The following is a 17,702-nucleotide window of genomic DNA, read 5'->3' as shown; positions in this document are numbered from 1 at the left end:
GACCCAGGTCAGCGATCAAGGGCGGGGAGTCCGGCCAGACCGGTTTCGTGCAGGATGCGGTGAGCGGTCTGCGCGAGGGTGCTGTCCGGGCCGATGACGGTTTCGATGCCGTCGGGCAGCAGATCGCGTTCCCGGTACCACTGCCGCATTTCCGCCTCGCCGTACGCGGTGGCCTCGGGCTTGGTCTCATGACGCCGCAACGTCTCGGCGAACGGGACGTGCAGGTAGTAGCAGTGCGTCGGGCCACGGTGATCCGCGCACAGTCGTTGGAGCATGGCGCCGTAATGCGACGTGTAGAGGATGCCCTCGACGATGACGTGGTAGCCGGCGTCGAGGGCGTATCGGGCAACGGAGTCGATCAGGCCGATATTGATGCCGTCGGGCCGGTCGCGTTCACGGAGGACGACCCGGCGGAGGTTGTCCTGGCCGACCAGGGCCAACCCGCGACCGAAACGGTGCCGGATCTCGGCGGCAGCCGCGGACTTGCCCGAGGCGCTGTTGCCGCGCAGGACCACGAGTCGGGTTTCCGGGGAGCCCACCATCGCCATTCCGGCACGCTACCGGGAGTGCGGCGTCGGCGTCAGTCCCGCCGGGCGTTCCAAGGCGGCGGGGCGCAGGAGCACTCCGACTGCGAAGGCGCCGGCCAACGCCACTGCGCCCACTGGATCCACTGCATCCACTGCATCCATCGCGCCTCGCGCCTCGCGCCTCGCGCCTCGCGCCTCGTTCCCACGTGCATGTGGTGCGTCAATCCGTATCGAACTTCAGTTCGCCGCCGCGCCTCCGGTCGTGAAACAATCGCGGTATGTCAGTTTCTGTACAGGTTTATCGGGAGTGTGGGGCGGTCCCTGAGTTCTGGTCCGACGACCGGACGTTCGCCGTGGTGGTGGCGCGGGAGGCCGGGTCGGTCATCGGCTCGGTCGTGGTGTTGGACTTGGGGGCGGACGACCCCGATCTCCGCTTCGTGGGTGTGGTGGAGGGATCCGTGGACGTGCGGGTGCCGTTGGTGGAGGCGGCGGCGCCGGTGGTGCGGGACGCCGGAGGTCGGACCCTTCGGTGGGTCGAGGAGACCGGCGAGATGTCCCTCGGCGCTGCTGCCGCGCTGGAGCAGTTGGGTGCGGTTGCCGGGGACGAGGTCCATCGCTGGTGGCGGCGGGAGTTGCCGGCGGAGCTGCCTGCCGCTCCTGACGGTCGGGGGACCGAGTTGCCGGCTGCGGAGGGCGCCCTGTTCCGGGTGGGGGTGGGTGATGCCTGGTGCGAGGTGGAGGTGGACCGCGACCGGGCGGTGCTGGTGCACGACCGGCAGGAGGAAGGGACGGCCGATGCGCTGGCGGCGCTCGTGTCGTTGGCGGTGCGTCAGGTGACGGCGGGGTCTTCCGGGATCCGGGCGGTGGAGACGGGCGTGGCGCCGGGGGACGACGTCTTCGAGACGGCCCTGGTCTCGCTGGGTTTCGCACCGACGACCCGGCGGGCCGTCGAATACCACCTGGCGTTGGGTGCCTGACGAGCGTCGGCCGGGCCGAGGGGGTCGGAGGGGATGGGAAGGGATGGGAGGGGGTCGGAGGCGGTCGGAGGGGTGTTGCGGCCGGGTCGCCAACCACCGTTCCGGGAGCTGAGGCAGCCCCCGGACGACTCGCCTCTGACCTCAACACCGCACACTCCGCGTCGAGTTCAGCGGAATGCGGCCGCGTTCTCCTGCACCCAGGAGCGGAAGGTGCGCGCCGGCGCGCCGGTGAGTTCGGCCACCGTGGACGTGACCACCGTGGAGGCGGGCCGGTTCTCGGCGCTGGACAGCAGGGCCTCGACGAGAGCGGGCGGCCGGCCGTCGGCGAGCATCTGCTCCCGTGCGGCCGCCACGGGGACCGGCTCGAACGCCACCGGGTGGCCGATCTCCTCACCGATGGTGCGCGCCTGGTCGGCCCGGCTCAGGATCTCCGGGCCGGTCAGCAGATGGACGGCGCCGGTCTGTCGGTCGTCGGTGAGTGCCCGGGCGGCCACGGCCGCGACGTCCTGCTCGTGGACCACCGCGGTGGCGGCGATCTCAGGGCCGCGGACGGTGTGGGTGGTGCGGATCTGCTCGGCCCAACCCCGTGCGTTGGCGGCGAGGGTGTCCGAGCGGAGGAGGGTGTGCGGGACGCCGGATTCCTCGATGAGGCGTTCCATGTCGGCGTGGAGTTGGTTGATCGCGTCGGTTTGGCGTGCGGCGGCCGGGTTCACGCCGGTTGCGGAGAGGTAGACGAGACGGCGGGCATGGCGGGCGATCGCCTCCAGGACGTCCGGGGCACCCTCGGCGGTGAGGAAGGGCCAGATCAGGAAAACCGTGTCGATGCCCTTCAGGGCCGCCACCAGGGTGTCCGGTTCCGTCAGGCTTCCGCCCACGGCCCTTACCTGCTCGGGCAGTTGGGCCGTGGTGGGCTTGCGTACGAAGGCCCGTACCGGGGCGTCCGCGGTCTGGAGGTGGGCCACGACGTGCCGGCCGACATTGCCGGTCGCGCCCGTCACGAGGATTTCGGTCATGATCGGCTCAGCCATGGGCGGGCGCCGCTTATTCCGCACGGCGGTGCGTGGTGGTGGCGGCACACAGGCACGGGTGTGGGCGAGCGGGAGCCTGCGGCCGCGCCGGGCTTGAGTCCGACCGGCGCACCTGCCACGGGGCGCCGGCCAGGGGGATCCCCACCGTCCGCCACCGCCACCGCCATCGGAGGGAGTGGACGGACGGTAGTGGTTGATGCCGCTTCCCCTCGGAGGGGGGAGCATGGGCCGTCAACCAGGCCCAAATCGACGTCAGCCAAAGGGAGTTCGAGGGGGATCTGACGCCCGGCGCGGCGGTCTCCTACTGCCCGTGCGGACCGTCTCCGGGGAGGAAGTCTTGGTAGTCCAGGCGGGAGTGCGCCCAGGCGATGCGGGGGTCGAGGCGGCGGACGAGGGTGTAGCGGGCGGGGGTGAAGCCGTGGCCGCGCCAGAAGGCGTCGCTGACGAGGTTCACCGATGACCACGACACCGCACAGGCACGGTGGCCCTGGCGCGTGGCCCATTCCAGCACCCCCGACAGCAGGGCGGTGCCCAGTCCCCCGCCCCGGACCGCGGCGGTCACGGCCGCGATGCCGATCGCGACCGCTCCCGGGATGCCGCTGTGGGGTTCGACCACCATCAGCCCCGCCGGGCGGCCGTCCACCTCGGCGACCAGGGCCAGTCGGCGGGCGTCGGTGACGGACGCCTGGAGGTTGTCGCGCATGGCGTGCAGGTCGATCAGCGCGGGCAGGTGGATCGGCGCCTCGGCGTGGAACTTCTGCACCTCCAGTACGAGAGCGAGGAGTTCCGGCAGGTCCTCGGTGGTGGCCTGGCGCACGCGGGCCTTTCCGGCGGTGCCGTTCGGGGGTGTCAGCGGGCGCAGGCCCCTGATCTGCTCGATGCCGAAGCCGAGCTGGACGAAGACGGCGAGGGTGTCGCTGTGGTCGGCGGCGACCTTGATGCGGTGTTCGAAGCAGCCGATGTCGACCAGGCGCCGGGACAGGGCCCGGTAGAGGTGCCGGTAGGTCGCGCGGGCGCCGCCGGGGGCGGTGGCGTGGTGCGACAGGGGGATCCGGCCGACGGGATCGCCGGGGGACGGGGCGACGTTGGCCACCATGAAGCCGGCGAGGGTGCCGTCACCGGCGAGTGCGGCGACCGCCGGCCCCGCGGCGCGCCAGGCATCGAGGTGGCTGCGGGCCGTGTCGGAGTCGGCCGGATCGACTGCGGCGGCCGGTGTCCCGGCGGCGGGTGTGTGGACGGCGGCGAGGAGTTCCCCGGCCGCCTCGACCATTCCATCCTCGAACGGGACGACGTTCAGATCCATCAGGCATCCGGCCCTTCACGTGCGGCGGCGGCAACCCTATCGAGTCGGCAGGGCCGGTTCCACACCACACGAACGATCCGCGCAAGCGCCCTACACGAGCGATCTGCACAACCGCTCTACGCAACCGGGCCACCCAACGCCCCCCACCAGCGATCTCCACAAGCGACCCCCACCAGCGATCCATACATACGTCTTAGACAAGCGTCATACGTGCATGTACTGTTCGGCAACAGGCGCTCGGGACGGTCCTGTTGCGCCGGCCTCAGCGCAGGGGCGCCACCACGTGATCAGCGCAGGGGCAACCACATGAGGGGGATGGCGATGTCCGAATCGACCTTGGACCACCACGCCGTACGGTGCGAACTGTCCATCGGCGGGCGCAGGTTGTCGTACCTCGACTTCGGCGGGGACGGCCGTCCGCTGGTCGCGCTGCACGGCCATCTGTCGGAGGGCGCCACGTTCGCCCACCTCGCCCGGGAACTGGCCCCCGCCTGGCGGCTGATCGCCCCGGACCAGCGCGGCCAGGGCGAGTCCGACCGCGCCGACGACTACACCCGCGAGGGATATCTAGCCGACCTCCGAGCCCTCCTGGACCACCTCGCACTGGACCGGGTGGTGCTGCTCGGGCATTCCCTGGGCGCCATCAACGCCTACCAGTTCGCCGCCCGCCATCCCGATCGCGTCGGTGCACTGGTCAACGTCGAGGGCCCCGCCGCGCTCGGCCTTGAGGGCCCGAACCCCCTCGCATTCCTGCTCGACCTGCCCTTCCAGGCAGCCACCCGGGAGGCGTTGGTCGCCGGTCTGGGCCCGGCCGGCCCTTACTTCTCCGACCGGCTGCGGCAGCACACCGACGGCAGTTGGCGACTGCCCTTCCACCCCGAGGACATGTACCAGTCCGAGGAGCACGTGCACGGCGACCACTGGGACGACTGGACGGCCGGCACCTGCCCTGCCCTGCTGGTCCACGGTACCCAGGGGGTCATCCCGCCCGAGCGGGTTCGCGCCATGGTCGACCGCCGACCCGGCACCGTGGTGGCCGAACTGGACGGCGACCATCTGTTGCCCGCCACCGCTCCGGAGGCGTTGGCCGGCGCGGTCCGGGACTTCCTCGCGACGTTGTAGGCACGGCGGTGACGCGGTCCGGCCCCGTCGGTACGGTGCGTCAGGCGTTCCGGCCGGGGTGTCCACCGTCACCCGGCCGTACGCGCCGCCCCCACGCCATTCCCGCGATCACCGCCCACCGTGCCCGAGACTGACCTAGGAAATCGGAAACGTGCCATGCGGCACCGGCCGCAGGCACCCGCAGGACCAGACCCTCGGTCGCGACGGAGGAACGCATGACGGAGGAGGACCGTGACGCACCGGCCCCGGTGCCCGGGACGGCCGGCGACGAGCGGCGGTTGCGCTATGAACTGCTGAGCTGCGCGCTGCACGGTCACCACCTCGAAGGCGTGACGGCGGAACGGGTGCGGCCGGGCGACGCCCTACTGGTCCGCGAGGACCGGGACGGACTGCGCTGGCACCGATGCCTGCGGTGCGATGCCTGGGTGCCGGTGGCCCCGCCGCGACAGCCGGACCGTCCGCACCCACCCGACCGGCACGAAATCGCCCTCCCGTTGCGCGGCAAGGCCCTGCGCGACCGCTACGTGCTACGGCTGATCGCACTCGACCGGCTCCTGCACTTCGTGGTACTCGGGGCGCTGGCCGCCGGGATCCTGATCTTCGCGGACAAGCGCGCCAGTCTCCAGGCACCGTTCTACCGGTACATGGATCTGCTCCAGAACGGGGTCGGCGGGACCGGCGGCGTCTCCGAGCGCGGGCTGCTCGGCGAGGTGGCCAAGGCGTTCGCGGTGCGCTCCTCGACGTTGTGGCTGATCGGGCTGGTGATCGCCGCATATGCGCTGTTGGAGGGCGTCGAGGCGGTCGGACTGTGGCGCGGCAGGCGGTGGGCGGAGTACCTCACCTTGGTCGCCACCACCGTCCTGCTGGTCCCGGAGGTCTACGAGCTGACCTCTAAGGTGACCGTCACCAAGGTCCTCACCCTGATCATCAATCTCGCGGTGGTGGTCTACCTGCTCTTCGCCAAGCGACTGTTCGGTGTGCGTGGGGGCGGCCGGGCGGAGGCCGCCGAGCGGGCACGGGACGTCAGTTGGGAAGCGCTGGAGCGGGTGCCACCCGGCAGGACGACGGACTGAGCGGCACCGGCATCGGTCGATGCCGGGCGGTATCGGTCGATGCCGGGCGGCGTCAGGGGGCGTCAGGCGGTATCGGTATGCCGGGCGGCGTCAGGCGGCGTCCAACGCCCGCCGCACCTCCGTCGCCACCGTCTCGTCCGTCAGCAGGTCGTTGTGCTTCAGGCAGGGCGCTTCGATGTTGTCGGCCCCGGTCAGCGCCGTGCTGGACACCGGGACGATCTGCTCGTCGCAGCGGGACCGAACGGTGGTGTACCGGACCGGCCCCGGCGTTTCCGTCCCCTCGTTGAGCCGGTTCACGACGTAGGAGCCCGGCGTCATGTCGCGACATCCCTGGTCGTACGGGGCGCAGAGCCAGGCCAGTTGCGTGCCGTGGTTGGGGCCGGCCAGGGACACCCAGTGGTGGACCTTGGCCGCGCCGGTGCCGAACTTGACGTACCAGCGGGTGGTGAGGCTGCCCAGACTGTGGGCGACGATGTCCACCTGGGTCGCGCCGGTCCGCCGCAGCACCTCGTCGACGTACGCCTGGAATTTCGGTGCGAGCGTTTCGTTGGCGGACTGCGCGGTGTCGTAGTCCCAGGCGAAGAGCCGGTCCGCCGGCTTCCCGGCCGCGGTGAACCGGCTGATCATGCTGTCCCAGACACCCGGACCGGCATTGCGGCCGTGCACGAAGATCACCGGACGGTCGGAGCCGGCGGGCGCCCGCTCCGGTGCGGCCGCGGCCGGCGCGCTCACCACCACGACGGACATCAGCGCTGACAGGACGGGCACGGTGAGACGGCGCACGGGGGACCTCCGCGGCGGTTGCGAACGGGCGGCGTCAGGCGGCGAGCAACGGGCGAGAGGAATTCTCGACCGTCGAGGGGGCGTCCAAACGTACGAGGGAGGCCGGCGGCCGGCCTCCCCCGCGCGCACCTGCCGCACCGTCACCTCAGGCCGAGCGCCTCGCGGATGGTGGTGAACAGATCGGTCTGGTTCGTGACACCGAGGACCCGGTACGCCTGCGGGCCCTGGGCGGCGATCCGCACCTGGGTGCCGGTGTGTTCCTGTGACTGGCCCGGGGCGTTGGTCGAGTAGTTGACCTTCAGCTGCTGGCCCTCGTTGGTAACGAGGGTGGAGGTCAGGCCGGGCGGGGTGGCCTCCAGGGGCACGATCTGGCTGGTGTGGCCGTGGTCAGCCGTGGTCACCACGAGCGTGTCGGGGTGCTTGGCCGCGTAGTCGCGGGCCACCTTCACCGCACGGTCGAACGCGGCCGTCTCACCGATCTGCCCACAGGGGTCGGCCGCGTGGTCCTGCTTGTCGATCGACGCGCCCTCGACCTGGAGGAAGAAGCCCTTCTTGGTGTGCTTCTGCTTGGCTTCCAGGAGCCGGATCGCCTGGGTGGCCGAGTCGGCGAGGCTCGGGGTCGCCGACGGGCGCTTGGGGTTGGAGGTCACGCACCGCTGCGGGGCGGTGCCGCCGACCGCCGCCGGCTTACCGGTCCACTCGGTCGGCACGTTGCCGGGCGCGAACAGGCCGAGGACCGGCTTGCCCGCCTTGACCCCCTTCAGTCCCGTGGTGTCGGTGACGACCTGGTAGCCCAGCTTCTCGGCCTGTTCGGTGACCGTCAGGCCCTTGTACCTGCCTTCGGTGACCTTCTGGTCGAACCGCTGCTTCCCGCCGCCGAGGAGCACGTCGACCTTGTGGTTGACGGACTGCTCGGCGATCGAGCCCGGACCGCCCTGGGCGAGGGTGTCGGTGGGGCACTTGGCCATGTCGCCGGGCCCCTGGCAGGACCGGTCGGTGGCGTGCGAGGCGAGCACCGCCGGGGTGGCGTCGGTGAGTTCGGCGGTGGTGACGCTCCCGGTGGCGTAGCCGCTCTTCTGCGCCAGTTCGAGGATGGTGGGGACGGCCTTGTCGGTGTCCGGGGTCTTGGAGATCCGGCCGTTGACGGTCTTGCGGCCGGTCGCCCAACCGGATCCGCTCGCGGCGGAGTCGGTCACGTAGTCCGGGGTGCCGTCGGCGTGGACCGCGTACGTCGTGTAGGCGCCGGTGAGTGGGAACGCGTCCATGTTCAGGCGGCCGTTGGCGCCGACCGCGTAGTCGCGGGCCAGCGTGATCTCGGAGTCCCCCATACCGTCACCGATCAGCAGGATGACGTTCTTTGCCTTGCCGCCCTTGATGGCGTGCTGGGCCTGCTGCCTGGTGTCGGAGGCGCCGGCCGCGGTGGTCACGGCCACGGCAGCCGCGGTGGCGGCGACCAGGGCGGTGGCGGTCACGACGTGCCTGCGGGAGGGTCTGTGCATGGAACGACTCCTTGAAGCGTTCGGGGAACGGGGCATCGGGTCCAACGCGCCCCAGCCCACCAGCCGTTGGTGAACCGAAAGTGACGCGTCGACAGCACCGCCGCATCCGGGACATAACGGCACGGCGCGGGACCGGCGGCGACGAGGGCCGGTCGGCCGGCGAAGGACTCCGCCCCGAGGCCGAGCCCTCCGCCCCGGATGCCCGTCCGCCGCTCAGGCCCCGGCCAGCAGTCGTTCGGTGCTGCGCCGGAGTCGCCGGGCCACCGCCACCTCCCAACCGGGGCCGTCCGGCCGAAGCGGCACGCCCTGCACGAAGGCGCTCAGCGGTGCCTCGGGCGGGGCGTCCAACACCGCGGCGAGCGGTCGCACCGCGTTCTCGACCATCTGCGCGGAGCGCCGGATGGCGTCGACCTGGGCCTGTACGGCCGGCGTGTACTGCCCGGAGAAGCTGGTGTTGACCGTGCCCGGGTTGACCAGCACGTACCGCGTCCGCGCCGTCGGCCAGGCGTCCGCGAAGCCGACACCGAGCAGGTCGTTGAGGCGCCCGCCCTGTGCCAGTGCCCGCAGCCCGTCGTACGCCCGGGCTAGTTGGAGGTCGCCCCAGGCGATCTCCCCGGCACCGCCCGGCCCGGCGACGTTGAGGATCACCGGCCGGCCGGCGGCTTCGAGTGGTTCGACGAGGCCGTGGCTCAGCAGGAAGCGGCTCAGGTAGAAGTGCGCGAAGGTGTTCTCGAAGCCCTCGGTGGTGACCAGGCGTGTGGTCCGGAAGTGCCTGGCGCAGAGCACCAGCGCATCGATCCTGGGGAAGGACGCCCGGAGGCCGTCGATCACCGCCCGGTTCTCGGCCACCAGGCTGAGGTCGGCGGGCAGGAAGTGCGCCCGCTCGGCGGCCCCTTGCTCCCGGGCCGCCGCGAGCCAGGCTGCCCCCTTCTCGCCGCTCCGGCCGACGACCACCACCTCGTCGCCCCGTCCCAGGCACCGGAGGGCGAGCGCCTTGCCGATACCGTCCGTGCCCCCCGTGATGACGTATGTCTTCACCCTCGTCCTCCTGCTGTTCCGGCGCCGGTCGCCCGGTCGCGCCGCTCGCGCCTCGGTTGGTGTTTCACAGGAACCGGGCCGCGATCTTCTCGGGGGTGAGGTGCACGGTGACCAGCTCCGGAAGCGCTGCGTACGCCTCCGGGTTGTGCTCGGCGTACGTCAACCCGGTGTATTTGACGGCCAGTTCGTCCATCCGTCGGCGGCTTCCGGAACTCTCGAACCGTGCGGTTCCGCTGATCACCGCGTAGCCGTAGGGCGCGTCCGGCGGGTTCACCGTCACGCTCAGCCGGGGATCGCGCCGCAGATTGCGGATCTTGCGCTTGTCGACGCCGGTGACGAAGAACAGGTCGTTCCCGTTCCGCCCCACCCACACCACCGACTGATGCGGACTGCCGTCCGGCTGGAGGGTCGCCACCGTGCCGAAGACCTGGGAATCGAGGAGGTCCTGCAACTTCTCGGACATACGGACTGGACTCACGGAGCACTCCAGGGGTGAGGAACGAGTTCAGGCGCGACACCGAACGGGCGCGCCACCGGGCCGCACCGGTACGACGGCCGGGCAACCGCCACAACTCTGTGACAATTACTGCTTGGATTGCAATAGCCATGTGTCGCTTTCTGGTCAAACGGCCCCGCGCCTGCCTAAGCTCCGAGCACGATGAGAGCTGACGCGGCACGCAACCTGGACGCGGTCCTCCAGACCGGAGCACGCCTACTGGCACACGACCCCTCGACGAGCATCGCGGCGATCGCCACCGCAGCAGGTGTGGACCGACGCACCGTCTACCGTCGTTTCCACACCCGCGAGGCGCTGATGGCCGCGGTGTACACCGCCAAGCTCGACGCCTGCGAAACGGTCCTCGCACAGTCCCGGCTGACCGAGGCGCCGGTGACCGTGGCCCTGCACCGGTACGCGGAGGGCATCATCACCGCCAGCCGGAAATGGCCGGTGGATCTGCGACAGGTACCGGACGAGGCGGCAACCGCCCGTCTCGATCGGCTGCTCCAGCACCTCGACGCGTTCATGGCCCGCGCCGTCCGCGAGGGCGTCATCCGCCCGGGGCTACCGGACCGGTGGGCGCGCACCCTGCTGACGCACCTCACGAGCATGGCTTCCCACGAGATGCCCGACCTGACTCCCGCACAGGGAGCCGACATGGTGACCCAGACCCTGCTCGCCGGACTGGGTCCGGCCTGACGACCGTCCGGACCGCCGGTCAGCCGCGAGCGGCTCCGACCCCCACTCCCCCGGCGTTCACCGCAACCACTCCCCTTCCTTACTGCCGATTTACGGCTCCTTTGAGCACTATGGGTGTGTCTTGGCAACTTTCGTGTGCCTCAGCACACCTGAGGAAGAATCAAAGGACCAGCAGTGCGCCCACTCGTCATCCCGTTGCCCCTCCCCTCCGCCGCTTCGCCGGGGCATCTGGGCTGACCACCGTGACGACCTCTCCCCACCCCACCGCGGCGCTGCGGCCGGTCCCGCCGAAGCCCTCCCGGCGCCCGCTGCCCGATCCGCACCACCGTCCCGCACCGTGGTTGCGGCCGACCATCCGGATCCGGCTCACGCTGCTGTACGGCGGCATGTTCCTGATGGCCGGCGTCGTCCTGCTCGCCCTCATCTACATCCTGGCGGCCAACACCCTCAGGCAAGGCACCCCCGACTTCAGGGTCTTCGGCACCGACCTCAGGGTCAGCAACGTCAACTGCCCCATCCTGCCGATGTCCGGCACCGTCGACGAGATCAACAAGGCGATCAGCACCTGCATACAGGACCAACGCTCCCTGGCGCTGGGCCAGTTCCTCAACCGTTCGATGCTGGCGTTGTTGGGGTTGACGATCGTGGCGTTCGCGTTCGGTTATGCGATGGCGGGGCGGGTGTTGTCGCCGTTGGGGCGGATCACGCGGACCGCGCAGCGGGTGGCGGGGTCGGATCTGCACCGGCGGATCGAGTTGGGGGGTCCGGATGACGAGCTGAAGGAGTTGGCGGACACCTTCGACGAGATGTTGGACCGGTTGGACCGGGCGTTTGAGTCGCAGCGGCGGTTCGTTTCGAACGCGTCGCATGAGTTGCGGACGCCGTTGGCGATCAATCGGACGTTGTTGGAGGTGCAGCTGGCCGATCCGGAGGCTTCGGCGGAGGTGCAGCAGCTGGGGAGGACGCTGTTGGCGACCAATGAGCGCAGTGAGCAGTTGGTGGAGGGGTTGCTGCTGCTGGCGCGTAGTGAGAACAAGATCGTGGACAAGCGTCCGGTGGATCTGTCGGAGGTGGCCTCGCAGGCGGTGGATCAGACCCGGGAGGAGGCGCAGGGCAAGGGGGTGGCGCTGCGGGGGGTGCGGCAGCAGGTGTTCGTGCAGGGCAATGGTGTGCTGCTGGAGCGGATCGCGTTGAACCTCGTGCAGAACGCGGTGCGGTACAACGTGCCCGAGGGGGGCTGGGTGGAGGTGACCACCGAGCCGCAGCCGGGGTGTGCGGTGCTGGTGGTCTCCAATACGGGGCCGGTGGTGCCGGCGTATGAGGTGGAGAACCTCTTCGAGCCGTTCCGGCGGCTGCGCACCGAGCGGACCGGCAGCGACAAGGGCGTCGGCCTGGGCCTGTCCATCGTCCGCTCGGTGGTCCGGGCCCACGACGGCACCATCACCGCCGCACCACGCGAAGGCGGCGGACTCGACATGCGGGTGGTACTCCCCCACGCTCCGTGACGCCCGCACGCCCGCGCAGTGCCCGGTCATCGCCACCACGGTCCGGGTCGGCCCGGACGGCGAACGCCCGCCGCCCGGGCGCCGGGTCGCCCGGGCGGCGGTCAGGCGGAGGGGCAACGGAGCGCGTGGCCGGCCGGTCCGCCAGCCAGTCGGTCCGCCAACCAGCCAGTCGACCAGTCAGCCAGTCGGTCAGTCACTCGGCCGGTCGGTCAGTCGGCCGGTCGCTCAGTCCGGGAGCAGCGGCCCGGCGGCGAGCTTGGCCCGGGTCAGTTCGAGCAGGCGCCCCATCCATGCGGGCACGCTACCGCCCGGGCCCGACCCCCTCCCGACCAGCTCCGTGCCGCCCCGGGGCGGGGCGTCTCCCCCCTCGCCTCAGGTACGGCGCGCCAGGACATAGCCCCGACGGGTGGCGACCTCGTGGGCGTAGTGGGTGCGCTCCGTCCGCATCTCCACGACGAATCCGGCGGTCTCCAACAGGTCGGCGATACGGGCGGGGTCGAGGAAACGGAAGTCGACGTTGACCCGGTGTCCCCACCACGTGTCGAAGTGCCGGATCTCGTCACCGATGTGGAACGAGAGCAGGAGGAGCCCGGAGGGGCGCAGCACCCGCCGCACTTCCTTGAAGGCACGGTGCAGTTCGCCCGGTTCGAGATGGATGATCGCGTAGAAGGCGACGGCAGATCCGAACTCGCCGTCCTCCGCGGGGAGTTCCAGCAAGTCCCCCTGCCTGAACTCCACCGTCGGATACCGGTGGCGGCCCACCTCGACCATCGTGTCCGACAGGTCGACGCCGACCGTCTTCGTACCGTGGGCGGCGAGCCAGGCCGCCACATGTCCCGGACCGCACCCCAGGTCGGCGACGGTGGCGCCGGGCTCCGTCTGTTCCAACAGGCTGCTGAGCAGGGCCCGGTCGAGCGGTTTGCCGGCCAGCTCGTCGCACAGACGGTTCGCGTACTCCTCAGCGACGGTGTCATAGCTGCGCCGGACGGCATCGTGGTGCGGTTGCTCACCCATACGGGCCAGCATGGCACGGTCGTCCTCCGGACGCTTCCGGGCCGCCTGGCGGGCAGCCCACCAACCGGTCGCCGGGACGTCCCGACGGATCCAACTCACCGCCAGCGCCGCGCTGTTGACCGCCTCGCCGGCCGGCCTGCGGCGGCTGACCGGCCGTCTCCTTGTCCGTCTGCTACGCGCCGCTGGTCCTGTGTGGGCCGTTGCCGGCCGTGCCGACCGTGGCCCACGGGGAGCGCCGTCGCGCGGCTGGGGGTGTGCCCGGCAGCACTGCCTGACCACAGGGTTGCGGTCTTGCGTCCCCACTCCCAGCCCGCGGCGGTCCGCCCACCCGTCCTTACCCCTCGGCGGCCGGCCGATAGGTACACACCTGGGCTCCGGTGCCGCTGCTGACCGTGGACACCAACTCCAGCGCCCGCAGTGCACCGTCGTCCGGGAAGATCCTCTTCCCGCCGCCGAGGAGCACCGGCATGACGATGAGTCGCAGTTCGTCCATCAGGCCCTCGCTCAGCAGGGTGCGGACGAGCGTGGGACTTCCCATCACCAGCAGGTTGCCGCCGTCGCTCGCGCGCAGCTCGCGGATCCGGGCGACGGCCTGGTCACCCGGAATGAGTTCGGTGTTGTCCCACGTCAGCTCGTCGGCGCCGAGCGTCTTGGACACGACGTACTTCGGGATGGCGTTCATCCGGTCGGCGAACGGGTCGCCGGCCCGCTCGGGCCACGCCGCGGCCATCGTCTGCCAGGTGCGGCGCCCGAACAGCAGCGCCTCCGCCTTCTCCAATGCCGCGGCGAAGGCCCCGCCCACGACCTCCGGATCGAAGAACTGGTGCGACCAGCCACCATGGGCGAAGCCACCGTCCCGGTCCTCATCCGCTCCGCCCGGCGCCTGTACCACGCCGTCCAGGCTCATGAACTCACTGATCACGATGTGCATGGGACTCGCTCCTCTTCCACACTCAGGTCCTGCTCACGCAAGGAACAGGGGTTACGGCAGTGGAGACTGCCGCGTCACACGAGAATCATCGCTCCCCTGCGCACCACAGCGGTGACGTGACGCACAGTGCGTGGCATCCGTGCTCCGCCGACCGCGCAACCGGCGCGGCCCACCCCCAGCGCCCTCCCCTGCCCTCGGTCCCCACCACCCGGCGGAACACCTCCCCTTTCCCGTACGCGATGCCCCACCAGCACAGGAACGGCGGAATCTCGTTTCCGCAGCGGCGCAACGCAAGAATGTGGGGTACGGCCACACCGCACACGTCGCTCAGAACTCTGCCGAATCAGCCGGAAAGCAACGGGAGATGTCCGCGGCCACCCGCCACATGAAGCTCAGCTGCGATGACGGCCCGAGTCATACATGAGTCACTCCTGAGCCACCCGCGAGTCATCCCCAGTCACTTGATCATGGATCTTATAACCTCTCGTCATGGCCATGACCCTGAGACAACTCCAGTACTTGGTGACCATCGTGGACGCGGGATCCTTCACCAGGGCCGCCGAGCGACTGCATGTCTCGCAACCCGCCCTGTCGCGCCAGTTACAGATCCTGGAACGATCCTGCGGCGGGCCCCTGATCGAGCGTGGCATACGCCCGATCACCCCCACACCACTGGGTCGGGCGATACTCCCGCACGCGCGCGCCGCCTTGGTCGAGGTCGACAAGGCCCACTCGGCCGCCGTGCGCGTGACCAACGCTCACGGTGGCGAGTTGCGACTGGCCACGTTGCATTCGGTCAGCCTCGGCGTGCTGCCCAACGTTTTGGGCGTATGGCGGCGCGCACACCCCGGAGTTCGCCTGTCGCTGGTCGAAAAACTGCATGACAACGAACTCCAACTCACCTTGGCTGCCGGTCAGGCGGATGTGGCCATCGGCCCGCCACCCATTGACTGGACGGGCCCCATCTTTCCCTTGGAATCGGAAGAGTTCGTTATCGTTCTGGCCGCTGACGATCCCCTGATCTGGCGGGCCGGTTCCCGGCTCAGCCTTTCCGAACTCGCGGCACGGGAATGGGTCCACTTCACCGAGCCGAATGGCTTGTCGAAGATCTTCGACCACGCGTGTGCGAGCGCCGGATTCCGTCCGCAAGTCGCAGCGCGGACGCAGCAGACGGCGGCCGCACTCCAACTGGCGTTGGCCGGGGTGGGCCCGACGCTGCTCCCCGCGAACATGATCCCCGCGCATCTGGTCGCCCGGGTCCTGCTGCCCGATCCACCGGTCCGGCGCCCCTTGGCGGCGTACACCCGCAGCCAACCCGATGCACTCACGGCCACCTTCATCGACGTCCTCACCGAGCACGCCCGCCCGGTCCCGGCCCATGTCGCCTCCCTCGCCGGCATTCCGGCGCACCGCCCGGCGCAGACCCCGTAACACCACGGCCACCACGGCCCCCACGGCCCCCACGGCCCCCACGGCAGCAGCGGAACAGACACCTCCGCACCACCCCTCCCCTCTTTTCACGTCCCCCTTGCCCCTGCACGTAATATGCAACATGCTTGACGGGTCCTTACCTCCCGCCCAGGATGCGGAGCCACGTCATGCCCCGTCTGCTGCCGGACGCCGGACCCCAACGCGTCATCGCCGCCTCCAACTTCGTCAACACCATCGGCAGCGGCCTCTACCTGACCGCCGGGGTCCTGTACTTCACCGAGGACGCGCGCATCCCGGCGGCCCAGGTGGGACTCGGACTCGGTATCGCCGGCGTCGCCTCCCTCGCCGCGGGCATCGCCGTCGGCCACCTCGCGGACACCCGCGGCGCACGTGGCGTCTACGCCGGCACCCTCGTCGTTCGCGCACTGGCAACGGCCGGCTTCCTCCTTGCGGACAGCTTCTGGCCGTTCGTCCTCGCGGTCGGCGCGGCCACCGGCGCTCATACCGCCGGACAGGCCGCCCGCGGCCCGATCATCCGGAGCCACGGCGGTGACCGGCCACAGGAGTTCCGCGCCTACCTCCGTGCCGTGACCAACATCGGCATCTCGCTCGGCGCGCTGCTCGCCGGCTGGGCCATCCAGGTGGGCACCCACACCGCCTACCAACTCCTCGTCCTCGGCGCCGCGCTCTCCGTCGCGGCCTCCGCGACGATCCTGGTCCGGCTGCCGCCGGTCCCGCCCGGGCGGACCGCCCGCGGCCCGCGCTGGATCGCCCTGCGCAACCGGCCCTACCTCCTGCTCACCGCCCTCGATGGCATCATGGCCATCCAGTTCAAGGTCCTCACCGTGGCCGTTCCACTCTGGCTGGTCCAGGCCACCACCGCCCCGCGCTGGCTGGTGTCGGGCAGCATGCTGGTCAACACCGTCATCGTCATCGCGTTCCAGATGCGCGCCAGTCGCCACATCGACACCCCCATCGCCGGTGGGAACGCCTACCGCCGCTCCGGCCTCACCTTCCTTCTCTCCTGCGCACTCCTCTCGCTGGCCGCAGGCATCCCGGACTGGGCCGCGGCGACCTTGCTCATGGCCGCCGTGGTCATCCACACGATCGGCGAGTTGTGGCACTCCGCCGCCGGCTTCGAGGTGTCCTTCGCCCTCGCCCCGGCCCACGCCACCGGCCAGTACCTCGGGGTGTTCGGCCTGGGCGCCGGACTGTCCGACGCCGTCGGGCCGGGTCTGCTCATCTCCCTCTGCATCACCTGGGGCCGCCCCGGGTGGTACGTCGTGGGCGCGCTGTTCGCCCTGACGGGGCTGGCCGCACCCTTCGCCGTCCGTTGGGCCCGACGCGCAGGCCGCACAGTGGCCGGAGGCGAAACCCGTACCGCTGCCCCCAGGGTGGCCACCTGACGCGGGTCCGTGTCGGAGTCGGGACGCACTACGGGTCGCGGGTAGTTTGCGGGGAGAGCAGCCACGCCTTCCACCTGCGTCAGACGTTGCGGCCCAAGGGAGCGTCCCACGATGCGTCCGCGCTTCTCCTCTTTCGGGACCGGTCCCCGGTGACCGGCGACGAGCAGGCGCTCACCCGTCGGCACCTCGTGACGGGGATGGCGGCGCTCGCCGCCACCTCGGCCTGTTCGAGCTCCGGCGCCCCGGGCCCAGGCAGCACGCCGGGCTATCCCCAGGCACAGTGGGTGCCCGCCAACATCACCAACTACACCCCCGCCGACCGTCCGACCAGTCACCCGGTGCAATTGGTGATCGTGCACGTCACGCAGGAGACCTTCCCCGACACGCTGATGCTGTTCGGCCGCCCCGGCTACCGCGCCTCCGCGCACTACACCGTGCGGTCCCACGACGGCTACCTCGCCCAGTGCGTACGCGAACAGGACGTCGCCTGGCACGCCGGGAACGCCGCGTACAACTGGCGCAGCATCGGTGTGGAGCACGAGGGACGGGTCGACGAACCCCGCTGGTTCACCGATGCGCTCTATGAACGATCCGCCGCCCTGACCGCCGCGATCTGCCACCGGTACCGGATCCCCGTCGACCGCCGGCACATCATCGGCCACAACGAGGTGCCCGGCGCCGACCACACCGACCCCGGCCCGCTGTGGGACTGGCCCCGCTACCTGCGCCTGGTGACCGCCGCCTTCTGAGCGCCGTCCCGCGCGGCACGCCCGTGACCCGGCCCCGCCGGGCCCACCCCGACCGGGTCAGCGGTTGCCACCGGATCAGCAGGTGAGGCTGAGCGAGCGCAAGGTCACGCTTCGTCCT

Annotated in this window: 17 protein-coding genes; 8 read left to right on the top strand and 9 right to left on the bottom strand. The window is 70.7% G+C overall.

What is annotated here, in order from left to right:
* Positions 1-8: 8 nt before the first annotated feature.
* Positions 9-542, bottom strand: a complete 534-nt coding sequence (locus ACO0M4_RS14855) for an AAA family ATPase (RefSeq protein ID WP_430371389.1) — start codon at positions 540-542, stop codon at positions 9-11.
* Positions 543-805: 263 nt separating this feature from the next.
* On the opposite strand from ACO0M4_RS14855, the gene ACO0M4_RS14850 reads away from it, so the two are divergent.
* Positions 806-1,504, top strand: coding sequence for a hypothetical protein (locus ACO0M4_RS14850; protein ID WP_430370584.1), 699 nt, complete (start codon positions 806-808; stop codon positions 1,502-1,504).
* Positions 1,505-1,671: 167 nt separating this feature from the next.
* On the opposite strand, the gene ACO0M4_RS14845 is transcribed toward ACO0M4_RS14850, so the two are convergent.
* On the bottom strand, positions 1,672-2,532 hold the full coding sequence (locus ACO0M4_RS14845) for an NAD(P)H-binding protein (RefSeq protein ID WP_430370583.1): 861 nt from the start codon (positions 2,530-2,532) through the stop codon (positions 1,672-1,674).
* A 301-nt stretch (positions 2,533-2,833) separates the two neighbouring features.
* On the bottom strand, positions 2,834-3,835 hold the full coding sequence (locus tag ACO0M4_RS14840; RefSeq protein WP_430370581.1) for an N-acetyltransferase family protein: 1,002 nt from the start codon (positions 3,833-3,835) through the stop codon (positions 2,834-2,836).
* Between the two features lie 321 nt (positions 3,836-4,156).
* Between ACO0M4_RS14840 and ACO0M4_RS14835 the strand changes: the two genes are divergently transcribed.
* Both ACO0M4_RS14835 and ACO0M4_RS14830 read left to right on the top strand, forming a co-directional pair.
* Entirely contained in the window at positions 4,157-4,957 is an 801-nt protein-coding gene (locus ACO0M4_RS14835) for an alpha/beta fold hydrolase (RefSeq protein ID WP_430370580.1), read from the top strand.
* 215 nt (positions 4,958-5,172) lie between these two features.
* Positions 5,173-6,030 (top strand): DUF2127 domain-containing protein, encoded by an 858-nt coding sequence (locus ACO0M4_RS14830; protein ID WP_430370579.1) that lies wholly within the window; start codon positions 5,173-5,175, stop codon positions 6,028-6,030.
* 90 nt (positions 6,031-6,120) lie between these two features.
* On the opposite strand, the gene ACO0M4_RS14825 is transcribed toward ACO0M4_RS14830, so the two are convergent.
* The 4 genes from ACO0M4_RS14825 to ACO0M4_RS14810 form a co-directional block, all read right to left on the bottom strand.
* Entirely contained in the window at positions 6,121-6,813 is a 693-nt protein-coding gene (locus ACO0M4_RS14825) for an esterase/lipase family protein (protein WP_430370578.1), read from the bottom strand.
* A gap of 140 nt (positions 6,814-6,953) precedes the next feature.
* Positions 6,954-8,312 (bottom strand): alkaline phosphatase, encoded by a 1,359-nt coding sequence (locus ACO0M4_RS14820; protein ID WP_430370577.1) that lies wholly within the window; start codon positions 8,310-8,312, stop codon positions 6,954-6,956.
* Positions 8,313-8,525: 213 nt separating this feature from the next.
* A complete protein-coding gene (locus ACO0M4_RS14815; protein ID WP_430370576.1) occupies positions 8,526-9,350 on the bottom strand; it encodes an SDR family NAD(P)-dependent oxidoreductase in 825 nt (274 codons plus the stop codon).
* A gap of 64 nt (positions 9,351-9,414) precedes the next feature.
* The gene (locus ACO0M4_RS14810; protein ID WP_430370575.1) at positions 9,415-9,828 is read right to left on the bottom strand and encodes a PPOX class F420-dependent oxidoreductase; all 414 of its coding nucleotides are present in this window, start codon (positions 9,826-9,828) and stop codon (positions 9,415-9,417) included.
* A 180-nt stretch (positions 9,829-10,008) separates the two neighbouring features.
* On the opposite strand from ACO0M4_RS14810, the gene ACO0M4_RS14805 reads away from it, so the two are divergent.
* Together ACO0M4_RS14805 and ACO0M4_RS14800 are read left to right on the top strand one after the other, a co-directional pair.
* A complete protein-coding gene (locus ACO0M4_RS14805) occupies positions 10,009-10,548 on the top strand; it encodes a TetR family transcriptional regulator (protein WP_430370574.1) in 540 nt (179 codons plus the stop codon).
* Positions 10,549-10,790: 242 nt separating this feature from the next.
* The gene (locus ACO0M4_RS14800; protein WP_430370573.1) at positions 10,791-12,053 is read left to right on the top strand and encodes a sensor histidine kinase; all 1,263 of its coding nucleotides are present in this window, start codon (positions 10,791-10,793) and stop codon (positions 12,051-12,053) included.
* 372 nt (positions 12,054-12,425) lie between these two features.
* Here ACO0M4_RS14800 and ACO0M4_RS14795 read toward each other — a convergent pair whose 3' ends face one another.
* Positions 12,426-13,067, bottom strand: a complete 642-nt coding sequence (locus ACO0M4_RS14795; RefSeq protein WP_430370572.1) for a class I SAM-dependent methyltransferase — start codon at positions 13,065-13,067, stop codon at positions 12,426-12,428.
* A 334-nt stretch (positions 13,068-13,401) separates the two neighbouring features.
* On the bottom strand, positions 13,402-13,998 hold the full coding sequence (locus ACO0M4_RS14790) for a dihydrofolate reductase family protein (RefSeq protein ID WP_430370571.1): 597 nt from the start codon (positions 13,996-13,998) through the stop codon (positions 13,402-13,404).
* A 489-nt stretch (positions 13,999-14,487) separates the two neighbouring features.
* Here ACO0M4_RS14790 and ACO0M4_RS14785 point away from each other — a divergent pair, with 489 nt between their 5' ends.
* The 3 genes from ACO0M4_RS14785 (at position 14,488) to ACO0M4_RS14775 (ending at position 17,584) form a co-directional block, all read left to right on the top strand.
* Complete coding sequence (locus ACO0M4_RS14785; RefSeq protein ID WP_430370569.1) at positions 14,488-15,429, top strand: LysR family transcriptional regulator; 942 nt, start codon at positions 14,488-14,490, stop codon at positions 15,427-15,429.
* A 167-nt stretch (positions 15,430-15,596) separates the two neighbouring features.
* Positions 15,597-16,835: an MFS transporter gene (locus ACO0M4_RS14780; protein ID WP_430370567.1), complete on the top strand. Its 1,239-nt coding sequence runs from the start codon at positions 15,597-15,599 to the stop codon at positions 16,833-16,835.
* 197 nt (positions 16,836-17,032) lie between these two features.
* Positions 17,033-17,584: an N-acetylmuramoyl-L-alanine amidase gene (locus ACO0M4_RS14775; RefSeq protein ID WP_430371387.1), complete on the top strand. Its 552-nt coding sequence runs from the start codon at positions 17,033-17,035 to the stop codon at positions 17,582-17,584.
* The last annotated feature ends 118 nt before the right edge of the window (positions 17,585-17,702 follow it).

Source organism: Streptomyces sp. RGM 3693 (genome assembly GCF_050471125.1).
Classification (GTDB): domain Bacteria; phylum Actinomycetota; class Actinomycetes; order Streptomycetales; family Streptomycetaceae; genus Streptomyces.
This window is presented reverse-complemented; position numbering and strand designations above follow the sequence as displayed.